Genomic DNA, 16,302 nt, shown 5'->3' with positions numbered 1-16,302 from the left:
TCATGCTCCCTTCGGGATCGTGTCGGCGGGGAGGACAGGGAAGAGCTCCGGCAACAGGGCGTACGCGTCGTCGCGGGCCGCGGCCACCGCCGAGTCAGGCGCCGGCCGGTAGGGCCAGCGAACCCGCAGACCGATGTCGGCCCAGCCACCGACGGCCGCGAGCAGCTTGTCGAGCGCGGGGTCGGAGACGCCGGCGCGCTGGAGCGGGAGGACGTGCCGGGTGAACCATTCACCGATCCGGCGCTCGAGGTCACCGGCCGTCGCCGGATCGGCGGTCATCAGGTCGTACCAGCGCACGGCGCCCGCCGGGGAGAGCCCCGCGATGTTGGAGTAGCTGCCGCTCGCCCCGCGGGCCAGACCGGACGCGAGCCGGTGGCCGGGGACGAACACCGCGCAGCGCTCGAGCACGCCGAGCGTACGCAGCTCGTCCCACCACGCGTCGTCGCCGCCGGGCACCTTGACGCCGATCAGCGACGGAGTCTCGTCAAGGAGTCGGCCGAGCAGCCGCGGGGTGAGCGTCGTGGTGGCGTGGCCGGGGTTGTAGAGGACGAGCGGGATCGACTCAGCGGCCTCGGCGACCCTGGTCACGAAGGCGACGCATTCGTCGTCCGTGAGCGGGAGCCAGTCCGGCAGCGCGACCTGGTACGCCGCCGGCCGCAGCTCGCGGGTGCGAGCGATCCGCTCCAGCGTGACCTGCGGGACGGGATGGCTGGCGCCGAGCTGGAAGGGCTTGCCCGTCGCCGCGCACGCGCTCGCAAGCATCCGGCTCACCCGATCGGACTCATCATCCAGCAGCAGGTGCATCTCTCCCGCCGTCCCGTGCGCGTAGATGCCGTGCAGACGGGACTCCGCCAGCGTACGGATCTCGGCCTCGAGCCGCGACCGATCGATGTCGTCGTCGGCCCGGAGCGGCAGCAGGACCGGACCCCACACCCCTGTCAGGGTCGCCGCCGAGAGGGCTGCGCTCATCGGCGCACCCGCCAGATCACGGGAGTGCGCACCCCGGGCCGGACCTCCCCGCTCGCGATGATGAGGGCGTTGTCCCATTCCACCGCGGGGGTCGTGACCTGCGAGGCGCCGGGGAACCGGTCGACCGCCGACCAGCGGCCGGCCCGCAGGTCGTAGCGCAGCACATCGGTGTCGAACCCGGTGTGGTGGTCCTGGAGCCAGGCCACCACGTCGGCGTTCCCGGCCGCGGCGTGCTCCTGGATGACGTCCCACCGTTCGACGTCGCCGTCACCTGCGTACACCGTGATGCCGCGGCGATCACCGACCCCTATCCCGGCCATGACGCACCGGGGCAGATCGGCGAGGCGGGCCCACTTGCCGTCACCGGGATCGAAGGAGTACGCGTCGGCGTACAGCGTCCACGAGCCGTCCGGCTGCTGGGTGCGCCCGGAGATCAGATGGAACCGGCGACCGTCGGAGGCCGCCACCGCGACCGTTCGCGGCCCGCCCGGCCAGGTCGGCAACGTCCGCCAGCCGGAGTCCGGGTCGGCGAGGTCCAGCGCGTAGAACGACTCGCCCTCGGCGACGTACGCGGTCGTACCGACCATCGCGGCGGCGCCGTAGGAGAGCGGTCGCGGCAGAGACGGCAGGTCCTCGCGGACGAGGGCCTCGGCCACCGGATCGAAGCGGAGGAGATAGACGTCGGCGAACTTCTCCAGGGTGGCTCGCGCGCCACCGTTCGGTCCACCGCGGAACCCCTCGCCACCGATCACCAGGACGCCCCGCGGCGTGCTCAGGCACGCGGCGTACGCGACCGCGTCGGGCAGGGTCAGCGGCAGATCGAGCCACGTGTACGTCTCGCCGGACCGGCGCAGCACGAACGCGTCGTTCCAGTAGACCTTGCCCAGCACGGGGTCGCGCCCGGCGGTGCGGCCCGGCTCGGGGAAGTTGGCTCCGCCCGCGACGATCAGGTGATCGCCGTGGGCGCCGGCGACCGGCCCGGCGAGCCCGAGCTGGCGCCAGTACGCCTCCCCGACCGGTATCTCCTCCGCCCAGTCCGTGCGGTTGGGCGGTAGATCAGGAAGACGCTCCCAGCCGGCGGTGCCGGAGTCGGGACCGCCGCCACGTCCCCCGGGTGCGGCCGCGGCACGGGTCGCGGAGGTCAACCCCAGACCCGCGGCACCGGCAGCACCCGCGGCCCCGGCGGCACCGGCTAGCAGCGCGCGCCGCGTGGTCATCGCAGCTCGCTCAGCGGGATGCGGCGGAACGTGATGGTCTCGTTGGCGCGGCTGGTGCCGGTCTCGTAGAGGAGCCCGAGCCGGCGGCCGGGGAGCTGCACCAGGTCGGAGTAGGCAGCCGGGTCGGGCGACACGGTGAGACGGTTCTCCCAGGTGTCACCCGCGTCTTCGCTGACCCGCAGCGCCATCCCGGCACGCCGGGTCGGGTCGCTCGGACCGGAGAACACCAGCGGCCAGTCGCCGCCGCGCACCTGGAGCACGCTGCCCTGGACGACCGGGCCGACCAGGCCGGGCTCGGCGGCGTACGGCGTCACCAGCGACTCACCCCCGTCGAGGGAGACGGCGTCGGCACGGGTGGCCGGCGAGCTCCCGTTCTGGTCTCGGGTGTTGAAGTAGAGGCTTCCGTCACGCAGCTGGGTGGCGATCGACTCGTTGGTGTTGAGCTCGCCGTCGAAGGTGCTGTCGTCGAAGCCGATCCGCCAGGTGCGACCACCGTCGTCGCTGATCAGGCTGTGCGCGCCGTAGTACTTGGCCTCCGCGCCGGTGTCGGCCGACCCCGTCGGCGGCGCGCTCGAGTGGTTGGCCGGGACCACCAGCCGCCCGTCGTGCTTCCCACCGACCATGGCCACCGCGTGGCCCGGCCCGGTCGCGTACCACCGCCAGTCCGAGCGCTTGGTGGTGGCGGTGATCTCCTCGAGCGGCGAGAACGTACGTCCGTCGTCGGTGCTGCGCTGAACGAACACCCGCCGGCTGTCCTCCGCCGTCACCTCGCCACGGAGGATCTCGGCCTCGCTGGCGGTGCCGGCGTTGCGGGTGCTGAGCAGGACCAGGTCCCCGGTGCTGGGATCGACCACCGGTGCGGGGTTCCCGATGGTGTTCTCGGCCTGGTCGGCGACGACCGCCTGCGGGCCCCAGGTGCAGCCGCCGTCGCCCGACCGGCGCCGGACGAGGTCGATCGAGCCCGCGTCGGAGCTGGACTCGCGCGCTTCGGCGAAGGCGATGACCGCCCCGTCGGAGGCGCGGACGACTGCTGGGATGCGGTAGACGGCGTAGCCGCCCTCACCGGAGACGAACGGGACGGATCCGGTGCAGCCGGACGACTCCGGGTCGGCTGTGGGGGTGCCGGCCCGGGCGGTGTCCGCGTTGATGAGCAACGGGGTGGCCATGGTCGCCGCTGCGGCGACCACGGCTGCGCGATGGAGGTTTCTCATGGTGCGTTCCTTCTTTCTCGACGTCGATGACGTTGTCGTGTCGTTGTCGCTGTCGTTGGATGACGCTGGTCCTGCTGGTCCTGCTGGTCCTGCTGGTCCTGCTGTCGCTCAGGCGCGGTCCTGTAGCAGCCGCGCCCGGACGCGTACGTCGTCGAAGTGCTCGAACATCCGGGCGGTGGCGAGCTCGGCGTCTCCTGCCTGCAGAGCCCGCACGATCGCGAGGTGAGCCTCGCCGCGGTTGCGCTCGGGACTTCCCGGGATGGCGTCGCCGACCCGGACGAAGAGCTCCCAGAAGAGCTCGATCAGGTTCTCGACCAACGGGTTGCCGAGGGTCTGGTAGAGCGAGAGATGGAACTCCCGATCGACGTCGGCGAAGCTCTCGCCGCGCTGTTCCCGCTCGCTCATCTCGGTGGCCAGGTCGGCACACCGGGACAGTGCTTCCTCCTCCTCGTCCCGCAGCCGGCACACGGCGGGCATCAGCCCGGCCTCCATGGCCTCGCGGGCGGTGAGGAGCTCCTCCAGCGAGGCGCCGGGCTCGGCCATCCCGTAGGGCAGCTGCTCGATCACCGGCCGGAAGGAGAACGCGGCGACGTAGAGGCCGTTGCCGGGCCGGGCCTCGATCACACCGAGGGTCTGCAGGCTTCGCGATGCCTCCCGCAGGGAGAGTCGGCTGACCTCGAGCTCGGCGGCCAACGCGGACTCGGGCGGAAGCCGGTCGCCGGGCCGCAGGCCGTGCTCCCGGATGAAGTCGCGCAGCCGGACCTGAGCCTCGCGGTAGATGGAACCGTGCTTCACGACTTCCCCACCTGCTCGACGGCGACCCGCAGCCGGTCGGCGAGAGCGTCCGCCTCGGCGACGGCTGCCGCGTCCAGCGGACCCCACGGCGTACGCGGCGCACCCGCGTCCGGGCCGAGCCGGTTCATCAGCTCCTTGACGAAGCCGAGCCCGCCGTGCCGGCCGGCGACGGCCGCGATCTCGCGGAAGGGTCGGTGCAGCTCGTAGGCACGTTCAGGCTCTCCCGAGTCGTACGCCTCGACGACCCGGTGCGCGATCGGCGCGAGCCCGTTGTAGAGACTGCCGATCACCGCCTCCACGCCGATCGCCAGGCCGGCGGGGAGCAGCTCGTCGCGGCCGAAGAAGACCTTGACCCCCGTTGCGCGGATGCGATCGCACTCGATGAGGTCCTCGTCGGTGAACTTCACCCCGGTCAGGGTGGGGATCCGCTCCCGCGCGGCGGTGACGACATCGGCCGGCAGATGGGTCGAGCCGGTCATGCTCGGGATGTGGTAGTAGCACAGCGGCGTCTCGCCGGCGGCCTCCGCGATCCGGGCGAGGTGGTCGACGACCAGCTCCACGCGCGGCGCCTCGCCGTAGAACGGCGCGGTCGCGGCCACGAAGTCGACACCGTGGTCGACGGCGTGCGCCGCGAGCTCGGCTGCCTGGGCCAGGTCGTTGGAGCCGACCTGGGCAGCGAGCCCGAACCCCTCGGGGCGTACGGCTGCCCAGGCCTCGAGGAGCATGCGCCGCTCGTCGGTGGTCAGGGACGGGAACTCGCCGGTGGTGCCCGCCACGAACGCGCCGGACACCCCGGCGCTGCGCAGGTGCTCGGCCTGCGCCTCGACGACCGAGAGATCGAGACGACCGTCCGGGTCGAAGGGCGTCGGTGTCGCCGCCCAGATTTCCAATCGACTCAACTCTTCGTCGCTCCTTCGGTCAGTCCAGCCACGATGTAGCGCTGGAGGAAGATGAACAGGACGATGACGGGCAGCGCGATGATCGCTGACACCGCCATCAGGTCGTTCCACTTGGTTCCGAACGCGTTGGTGATGCCGGCAAGCACGACCGTCACCGGCTGGAACCTCTCGTCGGGGGCCAGCGCGAGCCCGAAGACGAACTCGCCCCAGGCCTGCAGGAAGCTCACCGCCCCGACCGTGATGATGCCCGGCGTACTGACCGGGACGGCCACCCGCCAGAACGCGGTGAGCTCGTTGCAGCCGTCGATCTTGGCGGCCTCGACGATCTCCTCGGGGATGGCGAGGAAGTAGGGCCGCAGGATGGTGATCGCCAGCGGCACGGCGAGCGAGCAGTTGGCGATGATGAGGCCGACGTAGCTGTTCACCAGTCCGACGCCGCTGAAGAGCACGAACATCGGCAGCGCCAGGTTGACCGACGGCACCATCTGCACCGCTAGGAAGAGCATCAGGAACGCGGAGACGAAGCGCACCCTCAACCTGGCCAGGGCGTACGCCGCAGGGAGGGCGACCAGCAGCGTGACGACGGTCGTGCCGACCGCGATGATGCCGCTGTTCAGGAGCCCGCGGGCGATGTCCCCGTCGGAGAAGACCGCACTCGCGTACGAGCCGATGGTCGGGGGTAGCGGAATCAGGTCCGGCGGCGTCGCGAAGATGTCCTCAGCGCCCTTGAAGGATGTGTTGAGCATCCAGTAGACGGGGATCAGGTAGACGGCCGTGATGAGCACGGCTGCGAACGGCAGCAGGCGCCGGGAGACGGTGGTCATGCGCCCTCCTCGCTCCGGAGGGCACGGAAGTAGACCAGCGCAAGCGCGATGGAGATCACCATCAGCACCGTCGTCGCCACTGCCGCGGTGTCGAACCGGGAGAACTCGAAGGCCTCGTTGTAGGCGTACACCGGCAGCGTCTCGGTCGCGTTGCCGGGCCCTCCGCCGGTCATCAGGAAGATCGTGTCGAAGGTCTTGAAGGTGAAGATGAAGATCAGCAGCGTGACCGTCAGGCTGACCGGCCGCAGCAGCGGGAAGGTCAGCGAGCGGAACTGTTGCCATGCGGAGGCACCGTCGATGCGGGCAGCCTCGTAATAGGTCGGCGAGATGCTCTGGAGCCCGGCGGCCAGCAGGATCATCGCGAACGGCGCGAAGCTCCACGCCGTTGCCACGATCACCGCCAGCAGCGCGGGGTTCGGCTCTCCGAGCCAGAACAGATCGCGATCGAGCAGGCCCAGGCCGCTGAGCGCGGCGTTGAGCAGTCCATAGCTGCCGTCGAGCAGCCAGCGCCAGACGTTGGCGCTGACGACCGTGGGCAGGATCCAGGCCAGCAGCAGCAGCGCGCGAAGGAGGTTGCGGCCCGGGAACTCACGATGGAAGAGCAGCGCGAGGCCCAGCCCGACCGCGAACGCGATCACCACGGTGCCAATGGAGTAGACCAGCGAGACGACGACTGCGTGCCAGAACTCGGAGCGCCCGAGCTGGTCCCGGTAGTTGTCGAGCCCGACCCAGGAGGCGCCGCCCTGGACGACCTCCCGCAGGCCGACGTCGAAGAAGCTCTGCAGGATGTTGTAGACCAGCGGGTAGACGACGGTGAGGACGACGAAGACCACCGCCGGGGCGAGGAAGAGGTACGGCGCGAGATTGGGCCGTCGATGCCCCGGCCGGACCGTCGTCCGCGCGGCTGGCGCCGACCGAGCGAGGGAGCTCACGACCCCAGAGCGCCGTCGATCTTGGCCTGCGCCGCCTTGGCGGCGTCGGCCGGGCTGCTGCCGCCGCTGATGGTGGCCTGCAGGGCCTCCTGGATCGCGGTCAGCGACTCGTTGGAGTGCGTCGCCACGTCTCCTTCAGGCGCCCAGGCGTTCTCGAGCTGGTCGGCGAAGGTCTTGCGGATCGGGTCCTCGACCGCCTTCGGTACGTCGTCGCGGGCAGGCAGCTTGTTGCGGGCCGGGAGGTACTCCTCCAGAACCGACGGCTCCTGCAGGTGGGCGATCAGGTCCCAGGCCGCGTCCGGGTCTCCGCTGCCCGCGCCGATGGTGAGGTTCTCCGCCGACAGGAAGCTCTTCGAGACCTCGTCCTTCGGCAGCGGTGCCACGTCCCAGTTCAGGTCAGGCACTTCATCGCGCAGGATGTTCACGTACGTCGCCGAGTTGATCATCATCGCGGCGTCGCCGCCCGCGAAGTGGGTCTTGGCGTCGTCCTCGAGCCAGGTCAGGAAACCCTTCGAGAGCCCGCCGTTGTCGACCATCCGCTTGTAGGACTCCAGCGCCGCGGCGCCGGTCCCGTCGCCGAACGTCTTGAGATCTCCGCCGGCCGCGAGCTGGCGGAGCAGGATCCCGGTGGCACCCTCGGCGCCCTCGCGCCCGGAGACGGCCAGGCCGTACTTGACCTCCTTGGCCAAGGTCGCGGCGGTGCTCTCCATCTCGTCCCAGGTCGCGGGAGGCTGCACTCCGGCCGCCTCGAAGACGTCCTTGTTGTAGTAGAGCGCGTAGTCGTCCGCGACGTGCGGGATGCCGTACGTCTTGCCACCGACCTGCGTGGTCTCCCAGCTCGTCGGGTAGTAGGCGTCCTTCTCGCCCCACTCCTCGACCTTGTCGGAGATGTCCTCGATCACGCCCGCGTCGGCCATCTGCTGGGTGTCGAAGGCGTTGATCAGGGCGACGTCGGGGCTCTCCCCTGCGGCGGCACCCTGCTGCAGGGTCCGGTTGAAGTCTTCGAAGGGGATGAACCGGATCTTCACCTTCACATCGTCGTTCTCAGCGTCGTACGCCTCGAGTGCGTCGTAGAGCGGCTTGCCGGTCGGCATCTGCTCATCGCCGTAGTACTGCCAGACCGTGACCGTTCCGTCCGAGGAGCTCGAACCGGACTCGCCGCCCAGCGCGCCGCAACCCGTGAGCGAGATGGCCAGCATGGAGATGAGACCGCCAACGGCGGCGCGACTGCCGACGTGCGTGCGGGTTCGGATCATGACGTCCTCCGAAGTGGGGTGATGTGATGCCGATCACAGTAGTCAGATATCTGATAACTCGCAAGAGGCATTGCGCCGCACTTCCTCAGGGCATGTCCTCATGCCCGGTCAGCGATCACCAACCCGCGGGACGCACGTTCCCCAGCACCCGGGTCACGGTGATCTCGATGACCACGCGCTCGGGGTTGGGCCGGGGCTGCTTGTAGCGCTCGGCATAGCGCCGCTCGGCCTCGGCCACCGACTCGGCGTCGTCCTTGACCACCGCGGTGCCCTCGAGAGTGCACCACCGACGCCCGTCGACCTGGCTGACCGCGACCTGCGTGCCGGACCCGGCCGCGCGTACGTTGCGCACCTTCTTGCTTCCCGCGCTGCTGATGACCCGCGCGATGCCGGCCACCGGATCGAACGTGACCCCCACCGGAACCAGGTGCGGGCTGCCGTCCGGCCGGCTCGTGGTCAGAAAGCAGATCCGCCGCTCCCGCCAGAACTCGTCGTTCTCCGCGGGGGATGGTGCGTCGACTGTCATGGTGCTCCTTCGTAAGACTGGGCGGCCTGGCTGTCAGGGGCCCCAACCGTCAGCGATCGTCGCCGCTTCCACCGAGCGCGCCCCGCTGCTGACGATCGGCGAGCTTCTTGATGTTGAGCTCAGCAACATCCGCGAGCGGGAGCCCGAAGTGGTCAGCGAGGACCGCTACGTACCAAAGCGTGTCACCGAGCTCCTTGGCCAGATCATCGAGGTCCCACTGGTTGAAGTCGCCGTCGTGGTCCCGCACGATCTTCTTCGCCTTCTCGGCGATCTCGCCCGTCTCCTCGACCAGACCCAGCAGCAGGTGGAACACCTCGTTGGGCTTGTCCTTCGGCGCCGCGGTCCGCAGCGCCGCCTGCTGGTAGGCGTTCAGATCCATGACCGGAAGATATCGCGCTCATGGCTCGCCTCCGCCACAAGACAGGGGGAGCTGGAGACTGACAGCCTTGGATGGCCGGACGGTTCCCATCAGCTGAGCCTCTCGAAGATGATCGCCATGCCCTGGCCGCCTCCGACACACATGGTTTCCAGGCCGAACTGCTGGTCTCGTTCCTGGAGCGCGTGCAGCAGTGTGGTGGTGATCCGGGCACCGGTGGCACCGAAGGGATGGCCAAGGGCGATGCCGCCGCCGTTGACGTTGAGCTTGTCGATGTCGATACGGAGCTCTCGGTAGGACGGGATCACCTGAGCGGCGAAAGCCTCGTTGATCTCGACGAGGTCGATGTCCTTGATGGTGAGGCCCACCTTGGCCAGCGCGCGACGCGAGGCTTCGACCGGGCCGAGGCCCATGATCTCCGGCGAGAGTCCACTGGCTGCGGTGGCCACGATGCGAGCGATCGGGGTCAGGCCCAGCTCGCGGGCCTTGCGATCACTCATGATCACCAGTGCAGCAGCCCCGTCGTTCAGAGAGCAGGCGTTGCCGGCGGTGACAGTGCCGCCCTCACGGAAGACGGTGCCAAGTCCCGCGAGGCTGGAGAGTTCCGTGGAGGGGCGAGGGCCGTCGTCAGTCGCGACGACGTTGCCATCGGGCAGCTCGACCGGGGTTATGTCCCGGTCGAAGAAGCCTCGAGCGATAGCCGATGTGGCGAGTTGTTGTGATCGGAGTGCGAACTCGTCCTGCTCCTGTCGGCTCACGTCCCGATGAGTAGCGACGTTTTCGGCGGTCTGACCCATCGAGATGTAGAAGTCCGGCAAAGCACCGTTCTCGCGGGGGTCGGTCCACTGCTGGTTCCCTATGGCGTTGCGGCGGGTGCGCTCCTGAGCCGCGTCGAATTGTGGGTTGGCGCCACGGTCCGCGCCGCTCATGACTGTCGGGAGATATCGGGAGACGCTTTCGGCACCCCCGGAGATGAATACGTCTCCGTCGCCGGCCATGATCGCGTTGGCCGCCATGCGAGTGGTCTGGACGCTGGAGGCGCAGGCACGGTTGACGCTGGTCCCCGGCACGGTATCGAGACCGAGCTGGACGGCCACTCGGCGCGCGATGTTCTCGCTCTGCTCCCCGGTGTGCTCCCAGGCGCCGACGTAGATGTCGTCGATCGTCGTGGGGTCGAGGTCGGGGACCTGGGCGAGGGCTGCGGCGACCATCTGGGTGGCCAGGTCGTCAGCGCGCATCGAGGCGAGGCTGCCGCGTCCGGCCCGACCAATGGGCGAACGAGCGGTGGCCACGATGACAGGGGATTTCAATGTAGGAGTCTCCTTGGACATGAGATGACGCGCCACGGGCGCTGGTTTCCGGTGAGGGTCAGCCGGCACAGCCGGACATCCCGCCGTCGAGCGGGATGATGACGCCGGTCAGGTAGGCACCGGCAGGTGAGGCGAGAAAGCGCACAGCACCGGTCAGGTCATCTGCGTTGCCATAGCGCCCGAGCGGCACTCGCTCCAGCATCTTCGTTTCAGCGTCGGGGTCCGCAGCGAGGTGACTGAGCATGTCGGTGAGGATCGGGCCGGGCGCGATGGCGTTGACCGTGATGCTTTCGGGTGCGAGGTGCTTCGCGAGTTGGCGGGTCATCATGTGCAGGCCGGCCTTGCTAGCGCTGTAGGAGAAGTTCTCCCAATGCGGCGTGATGAGGGCGTCGACGCTGCCGATGTTGATGATGCGGGCGGGGTGCTCGGGATCTGCCGCGTTGCGGAGCAGAGGAAGGAGTCCGGTGGTGAGGTAGAACGGTGCCACCAGGTTGGTGTCGAGCACCTTGGTCCATCCTGCGAGAGGGAACTGCTCGAGTGGCGCTCCCCAGGTGGCGCCGGCGTTGTTTACCAAGATGTCGATCGACTCGAGGTGCTCCTCGAGCCAGGAGACCAGGCCCGTCACACCGTCGACTGAGGACAGGTCGCTTGCTACGGCGGTGCAGCGGCCGGTGGAGCCGGCCGTGCCGGCCGCCGCATTGATATTCTCCGCCGTCGCCCGACAAGTTTCCGGATTGCGGCTGGTGATCACCACGTGAGCTCCGTCGAGGACCAGTCCTCTGGCGATCATTGCGCCGATCCCGCGAGATCCACCGGTCACGAGCGCGGTTCGGCCGCGAATGGTGAAGAGGGCGTCGTGACGCTGGTTGGTGTCCTGGGCGTTCGGGGTGCTCATGTTCTAGACGCTAGGGGCGGGGTGCCTCTGTGTGCTTGGGCTTCTGCGCCAAGTGGTTGCACGGCGCGCAAGCTGCCGTCGAGGTCAGGCGTCGTCCCGCGCGGCGGATCTTGTGTCGGACGGTCTCTCGCCGAAGTGCCGACGGTAGGCGTTGCTGAAAGTGCTGAGGTCGCCGAACCCCGAGGCGTAAGCCACCTGGGTGACACTCTGCCGGAACCAGGCAGGGTCCTGAAGCCTCAAGCGCGCGAGAGCGAGTCGCTCTTCTCGGATGAGATCGGAGGGGGTGGTGTCAACGCGCTGTAGTTGTGTCTGGATGTTTCGCAGGGACCAGCCGAGGCGAGCAGCGACGACAGCGCCGGTCAGTCCGGGGTCGTGGGCGTTCTCCCGGACGAAGCGCCGGATGCTCGTCACCAGGCCTTCCTGGACATCGACCACGGCCGCGGTGGTGTCCGCGTTGTAGGTGAGCGCTAGCAGGTCGACGATGCGGTCGCAGATGGCATCGAACTGACTTCCCGCGAGGGATGCCCCGTTCTCCCGCAAGCTCGCGATCATGTCGACGACGATGCGGCCGAGGCCGAGCTTCGCGGCCAGCGTCACTCCGGATTGCGATAGCCGAGGCAGTCGCAGATCGAGTCGTTCGCGGGGCACGATGAACGCGATCGAGGAGAACCCGTCGCCATGGCGTAGATCCAGGGATCGGTCCAGCGAGATCAGGGCCATCTGCGTAGGAGCGACGTGCGAAGTCTGGTCGTCCTGGCGAAGCATGAGGGCTCCGTGAATTGGGATGACCAGCTCATATGCGTCGCGCGGATCCGTGCGGACCTGCTGGCGGTCGCGCGAGATTTCCTCCGCGTCGCCCCACCATCGGATCACCTGGTAGGAATCAGAGCGTTGGTGCTCGATGCGACCGCGGTAGTCTGCGGCGAGCTCGAACGACATGCGGCATTGGATGGACGAGACCTGATCGCGCCACCACTCACCGCGTTCGCGGCGATCGCAATCGGACGTGCGCGATGTCTCGAAGGTGTACACGACTTCACTCTCTCCCTCATCGGGCCAGCCGACGTGCCCGGCCCTCTTCGACGGTAGCGCCTAGAGTCCGATCCGGACAGTGGCCCACTCAGCGCAACTCGCGCTTGAGCAGCTTCCCGGTCGCGTTCATGGGCAGCGAGTCTCGGAACTCCACTGCGCGGGGGCACTTGTAGGTCGCGAGGCGCTCGCGACACCAGGACATGAGGGCTTCAGGCGACAGATCGGATCCGGGCTCACGGATGACGAACGCCTTCACCTCTTCGCCGACGCGCTCGTCGGGGATTCCGATGACCGCAACCAGGCTGACGTCCGGATGGGCGATGAGGGTTTCCTCGACCTCGCGGGGGTAGACGTTGAAGCCTCCTCGCACGATCAGGTCTTTCGCGCGATCGATGATGAAGTAGTAGCCGTCCTCGTCGCGGGTGGCGATGTCGCCGGTGCGGAACCAACCGTGGCGAATCACCTCCGCGGTTGCCTCCGGGCGGCCCAGGTAGCCCTTCATGACGTTGTGGCCTCGGACCGCAATCTCGCCGGCCTCGCCGTCGGTTACCTCGTTCCACTCGGGGTCGATCAGTTTGATCTCGATGCCCCAGATCGGCCGCCCGATCGAGCCAGGCTTGTTGGGTCGCTCGAGCGGGTTGAACGTGACGATGGGACTGGTCTCAGAGAGCCCATATCCCTCGCGAATCGACACCCCAAAGGTCTTCTCGAATCGGGTGAGGACCTCGACCGGCATCGCGGCACCACCGGAGATGGCCAGACGCAGCATTCCAGCGAGGTCTACCGCCGGGTCGGCTGCGGGAAGCAGCGCCCAGTACATCGTAGGAACACCTGCGAACACCGAGACCCGGTGTCGCGCCATCAGCTCGAGTGCTGTGGCCGGGTCGAACCGTGGTAGCAGGACGAGGGTGGCTCCCATGTTGAAGCCGGCGTTCATCTGGACGGTCTGACCGAAGGAGTGGAACAGCGGCAACGTGACTAGGTGAACGTCGTCGGCCCGTGCGTTGAGGAGGCGGTTGTTCGCGAACGCGTTGAGAACCATGTTCGCGTGGGTCAGCTCGGCGCCCTTGGGCTTGCCGGTGGTTCCGCTCGTGTAGAGGACGACGGCGGTGTCGGTCGCCTCGGCCGGGCTGTGCGCGTCACCTGCATTCTCGGCCGCGAGCAGATCGGGAAGGGAGGTGCTGGCCTCGAGTGGGGTTGCCCCTGGACCGAAGGTGACCAGATGCTCGCACGCCGGCACGGCATCGAAGCCGCGCCATGCGTCATCACCGTCGGAGATGGCGCAGAAGTAGACCTTTGATTCCGAGTCCTTCAGGTGATACGCGACTTCATCTCGCTTGAGCATGACGTTGAGCGGTACGACAGCAGCCCCGGCAAGAAGGATGCCGTAGTAGACGATGGGGAACTCGGCCACGTTCGGGATGGTCATCGCTACACGGTCACCGGGTTGGACACCGTGCGAGGAAAGGAACTGCGCCACTTTCTGCGCAGCGGCACGGACCTCGCCGTAGGTGAACGTGCGATCACCCTCGATGAGGGCGAGTCGGTTGGGGTCGGTGCGTGCAGTGTCGGACAGCATGACGGCCAGATTCAACATCGTGTCGCTTTCGGATCCAGGGGTGTACAGCGAGTCGCAGAGTTCTGACGCTCAGGACCAGTCCCAGTCGTAGGCGACGCCGAGGCGCTTAGCCATTGGCTTGAACACTTCGTTCTCGTAGACCTCCATGGTGTCGCTGCCGGCCATCGGCGCGAGGTGGAGGATCTCGCCGAGTCGCTCGTACTCGAGCTCGGGCTTCGGCAGACCGGCAGCGATGGCGAACCGCTGCAGGTGGTTGCTGAAGCTCTCGACAGCTGGCGGCATCGCGTAGTTCACGGGGTGGCGCATCGCCTCGTCGAGGGGCACGAACTCGACCCCCTGCTCGAGGAACGCCTCGAGGATCGCAGGTAGCGTGTCCCTTGCGATCGTCGTCCCGTGCACCAACCAGATCAGCGGGGCATCCGCTCCGAAGAGCGCGCGGGCGGTGTCGGCGTGCTTGTGGAGCATCTCGACCGCGGTCGCGACGTGCATGTCGCGTACCTGCTTCTGCGCCTCGGAGTCCCGAAGTGTGAGGGCTCGGAAGTACGGGACGATGAACGCGAAGTCGCTGAACCAGCTGGTGATCGGGGCATTCGTATAGCCGTTGTCGGCCAGATACTGCTCAACCTCGCCGCGTCGCTGCTCCGAGCCAGAGCACATGTCCATCGGGTAGCGGAAGTACTTACGCGGAGCAGCCTCGATCAGGTGCCCGATGTGCTTCTCAGCGGTCTCGAAGTCACGCCGGAAGGCTGCGTCCGACATCCATCGAAGGGGCGCGTGCTCGTGCGTGTGGTTGCCGACATGGTGGCCCGCTTCGACCCAGGCGTCGAACGCCGCCAAATGCTCGGGCTCCTGATCGAGCCGATACGTGTGCGAGAACCCGTAGGTGCCACCGAGCCCGTAGTCATTGAGGGTTTGCGCCACCGACCGTGTGATTGTGGTGGGTGTGGCGTCGGCTGACATCGGCATGCCGTCCCACAGGACGAAGTCGTCGACGGTGACGGCGATCTTGAGCGGTCGCTCGGCAGTGTTCTTTGTCATGTCGACTCCTGTGCGCTTGTGAGGCTCCTCGGATGCAGCCCGCTTCGGCCACCGTAGAAATGTGACGGGCGCCACGTCTTGGCCGTGCGCGCTGCTCCGCTTTTCCTCAGCGCACAACCTGGACCTGCGACCTCGTGCGTCGTGCGTCGGTGTCAAGCGGTGTGCGTCCCTAGCCAAGGCGCACCAACGCGGCGGTGCCTAACGTTGCGATAATCAAAGGAGACCCCATGACCTCGACCCAGCAGATCGTCCTCGCCGCGCGTCCGTACGGACATGTCAAGAACGCAGACTTCCGATGCGAAGAAGCACTGGTTCCGCCCGTCGAAACAGGCGGCATCGAGATCGAGACACTCCAGATCTCGATCGACCCAGCGATTCGCGGCTGGCTCGACGACCGCCCGAGCTACCTACCACCGGTCGCGATCGGCGAACCCGTGCGAGCGTTCGGGATCGCCCGAGTCACCGCCTCGCGCAGCGACGACTTCCCCGAGGGAACCATCGTACGCGGCCTCGTCGGCTGGCGACAGCGCCAAGTCATCGCCGCACCGGACGCGAACTGGCAGAAGATCGAGCCGGCCCCAGGTGTTCCTCTCGAGTACTACCTGGGAATCCTCGGGGTGACCGGACTGACCGCATGGGTAGGCATCAACGACATCTTGCAACCTCAGCCTGGGCAGACCGTGCTGGTTTCCGGCGCCTCCGGCGCCGTCGGCTCGGTGGCTGTTCAACTCGCGAAGCTCGCGGATGCCCGGGTCATCGGAATCGCCGGAGGCCCCGCGAAGAGCGCCATGGTCAAAGGCCTCGGCGCCGACGCCGCGATCGACCGTAAAGACCCGGACTGGCGCGCACATTTGAGACGAGCCGCGCCCGACGGGATCGACGGGCTCTTCGAGAACTCCGGCGGCCCGATGTTCGAAGCAGCGATCGACTTGCTCAACGACCACGCGCGGATTGCGCTCTGCGGCTTGATCGACGGCTACAACCTTCCTGAGCGACCAGCAGGGCCCAGGAACTTCGGCATGCTCCTCACCAAACGCGTCACCACCCAAGGCTTCATCGTCCTCGACTACATGGACCGCGCCACAGCGGTCGAAGCTGACCTCACGAAGCTCATCACCTCAGGAAAGCTCGCAGCCGTCCAGACCGTTCTTCCGGGCTTCGGCCAGCTTCCTACCGCATTCATCGACAGCTTCAGCAACGGCCACCCAGGAAAGGTCATCGTAGACATTCGGGAATGACCGCCGGCGGTCGTTCAAGCGCCACCTCCGCCATCAGGACGGTGGCCATGGCACACCTGCATACGGTGGGCTACGGCCAAAGACAGCCGGACGAGCAGAACACCCCCGTGCCAGCGTTTCCGCCGGTCACGGGGGTGTTCTCTCCGTACCTGCAGGTCGTTCAGCGGCACGACCCACGGCGTTTCATGCCATTCCGGCGTGTACG

Annotated in this window: 16 protein-coding genes; 1 reads left to right on the top strand and 15 read right to left on the bottom strand. The window is 67.8% G+C overall.

Going from position 1 to position 16,302, the window contains the following annotated elements; translation table 11 throughout:
* The 15 genes from BJ988_RS26895 to BJ988_RS26825 form a co-directional block, all read right to left on the bottom strand.
* Nucleotides 1–969 carry a dihydrodipicolinate synthase family protein gene (locus BJ988_RS26895; protein WP_179660897.1) on the bottom strand — a complete coding sequence of 323 codons (969 nt, stop codon included), beginning with the start codon at nt 967–969 and terminating at the stop codon, nt 1–3.
* Complete coding sequence (locus tag BJ988_RS26890) at nt 966–2,186, bottom strand: galactose oxidase (RefSeq protein WP_179660896.1); 1,221 nt, start codon at nt 2,184–2,186, stop codon at nt 966–968. The genes BJ988_RS26895 and BJ988_RS26890 overlap by 4 nt, the downstream gene beginning before the upstream one ends.
* The gene (locus tag BJ988_RS26885; protein ID WP_179660895.1) at nt 2,183–3,397 is read right to left on the bottom strand and encodes a sialidase family protein; all 1,215 of its coding nucleotides are present in this window, start codon (nt 3,395–3,397) and stop codon (nt 2,183–2,185) included. Before BJ988_RS26885 ends, BJ988_RS26890 begins: the two co-directional genes overlap by 4 nt.
* Nucleotides 3,398–3,505: 108 nt before the next feature.
* Nucleotides 3,506–4,192, bottom strand: coding sequence for an FCD domain-containing protein (locus BJ988_RS31490; RefSeq protein ID WP_179660894.1), 687 nt, complete (start codon nt 4,190–4,192; stop codon nt 3,506–3,508).
* A complete protein-coding gene (locus BJ988_RS26875) occupies nt 4,189–5,091 on the bottom strand; it encodes a dihydrodipicolinate synthase family protein (RefSeq protein WP_179660893.1) in 903 nt (300 codons plus the stop codon). Before BJ988_RS26875 ends, BJ988_RS31490 begins: the two co-directional genes overlap by 4 nt.
* Nucleotides 5,088–5,915 (bottom strand): carbohydrate ABC transporter permease, encoded by an 828-nt coding sequence (locus BJ988_RS26870; protein ID WP_179660892.1) that lies wholly within the window; start codon nt 5,913–5,915, stop codon nt 5,088–5,090. The genes BJ988_RS26875 and BJ988_RS26870 overlap by 4 nt, the downstream gene beginning before the upstream one ends.
* Nucleotides 5,912–6,847 (bottom strand): ABC transporter permease subunit, encoded by a 936-nt coding sequence (locus BJ988_RS26865; RefSeq protein WP_179660891.1) that lies wholly within the window; start codon nt 6,845–6,847, stop codon nt 5,912–5,914. The genes BJ988_RS26870 and BJ988_RS26865 overlap by 4 nt, the downstream gene beginning before the upstream one ends.
* Entirely contained in the window at nt 6,844–8,103 is a 1,260-nt protein-coding gene (locus BJ988_RS26860; RefSeq protein WP_179660890.1) for an ABC transporter substrate-binding protein, read from the bottom strand. The genes BJ988_RS26865 and BJ988_RS26860 overlap by 4 nt, the downstream gene beginning before the upstream one ends.
* Nucleotides 8,104–8,218: 115 nt before the next feature.
* A complete protein-coding gene (locus BJ988_RS26855; protein WP_179660889.1) occupies nt 8,219–8,629 on the bottom strand; it encodes a PPOX class F420-dependent oxidoreductase in 411 nt (136 codons plus the stop codon).
* A gap of 49 nt (nt 8,630–8,678) precedes the next feature.
* Nucleotides 8,679–9,008 carry a nucleoside triphosphate pyrophosphohydrolase family protein gene (locus tag BJ988_RS26850; protein WP_179660888.1) on the bottom strand — a complete coding sequence of 110 codons (330 nt, stop codon included), beginning with the start codon at nt 9,006–9,008 and terminating at the stop codon, nt 8,679–8,681.
* An 89-nt stretch (nt 9,009–9,097) separates the two neighbouring features.
* Nucleotides 9,098–10,315, bottom strand: coding sequence for an acetyl-CoA C-acetyltransferase (locus tag BJ988_RS26845; protein ID WP_179660887.1), 1,218 nt, complete (start codon nt 10,313–10,315; stop codon nt 9,098–9,100).
* Between the two features lie 58 nt (nt 10,316–10,373).
* Nucleotides 10,374–11,210, bottom strand: a complete 837-nt coding sequence (locus BJ988_RS26840; RefSeq protein WP_179660886.1) for an SDR family oxidoreductase — start codon at nt 11,208–11,210, stop codon at nt 10,374–10,376.
* An 84-nt stretch (nt 11,211–11,294) separates the two neighbouring features.
* Nucleotides 11,295–12,242: a helix-turn-helix domain-containing protein gene (locus tag BJ988_RS31485; RefSeq protein WP_179660885.1), complete on the bottom strand. Its 948-nt coding sequence runs from the start codon at nt 12,240–12,242 to the stop codon at nt 11,295–11,297.
* Nucleotides 12,243–12,330: 88 nt separating this feature from the next.
* The gene (locus BJ988_RS26830; protein ID WP_179660884.1) at nt 12,331–13,839 is read right to left on the bottom strand and encodes a long-chain-fatty-acid--CoA ligase; all 1,509 of its coding nucleotides are present in this window, start codon (nt 13,837–13,839) and stop codon (nt 12,331–12,333) included.
* 51 nt (nt 13,840–13,890) lie between these two features.
* Complete coding sequence (locus BJ988_RS26825) at nt 13,891–14,859, bottom strand: polysaccharide deacetylase family protein (protein ID WP_179660883.1); 969 nt, start codon at nt 14,857–14,859, stop codon at nt 13,891–13,893.
* A gap of 227 nt (nt 14,860–15,086) precedes the next feature.
* On the opposite strand from BJ988_RS26825, the gene BJ988_RS26820 reads away from it, so the two are divergent.
* Nucleotides 15,087–16,097 carry an NADP-dependent oxidoreductase gene (locus tag BJ988_RS26820; RefSeq protein ID WP_179660882.1) on the top strand — a complete coding sequence of 337 codons (1,011 nt, stop codon included), beginning with the start codon at nt 15,087–15,089 and terminating at the stop codon, nt 16,095–16,097.
* Nucleotides 16,098–16,302: the final 205 nt, after the last annotated feature.

This window comes from Nocardioides panzhihuensis (genome assembly GCF_013408335.1).
Classification (GTDB): domain Bacteria; phylum Actinomycetota; class Actinomycetes; order Propionibacteriales; family Nocardioidaceae; genus Nocardioides; species Nocardioides panzhihuensis.
The sequence above is the reverse complement of the archived record's forward strand: the minus strand, read 5'-3'. Positions and strand labels throughout refer to the sequence as shown.

Coding starts and splice junctions, on each gene's coding strand:
- BJ988_RS26895 (WP_179660897.1), bottom strand. CDS start 969: ATGAGCGCAGCCCTCTCGGCGGCGACCCTGACAGGGGTGTGGGGTCCG.
- BJ988_RS26890 (WP_179660896.1), bottom strand. CDS start 2,186: ATGACCACGCGGCGCGCGCTGCTAGCCGGTGCCGCCGGGGCCGCGGGT.
- BJ988_RS26885 (WP_179660895.1), bottom strand. CDS start 3,397: ATGAGAAACCTCCATCGCGCAGCCGTGGTCGCCGCAGCGGCGACCATG.
- BJ988_RS26870 (WP_179660892.1), bottom strand. CDS start 5,915: ATGACCACCGTCTCCCGGCGCCTGCTGCCGTTCGCAGCCGTGCTCATC.
- BJ988_RS26860 (WP_179660890.1), bottom strand. CDS start 8,103: ATGATCCGAACCCGCACGCACGTCGGCAGTCGCGCCGCCGTTGGCGGT.
- BJ988_RS26855 (WP_179660889.1), bottom strand. CDS start 8,629: ATGACAGTCGACGCACCATCCCCCGCGGAGAACGACGAGTTCTGGCGG.
- BJ988_RS26850 (WP_179660888.1), bottom strand. CDS start 9,008: ATGGATCTGAACGCCTACCAGCAGGCGGCGCTGCGGACCGCGGCGCCG.
- BJ988_RS26840 (WP_179660886.1), bottom strand. CDS start 11,210: ATGAGCACCCCGAACGCCCAGGACACCAACCAGCGTCACGACGCCCTC.
- BJ988_RS26830 (WP_179660884.1), bottom strand. CDS start 13,839: ATGTTGAATCTGGCCGTCATGCTGTCCGACACTGCACGCACCGACCCC.
- BJ988_RS26825 (WP_179660883.1), bottom strand. CDS start 14,859: ATGACAAAGAACACTGCCGAGCGACCGCTCAAGATCGCCGTCACCGTC.
- BJ988_RS26820 (WP_179660882.1), top strand. CDS start 15,087: ATGACCTCGACCCAGCAGATCGTCCTCGCCGCGCGTCCGTACGGACAT.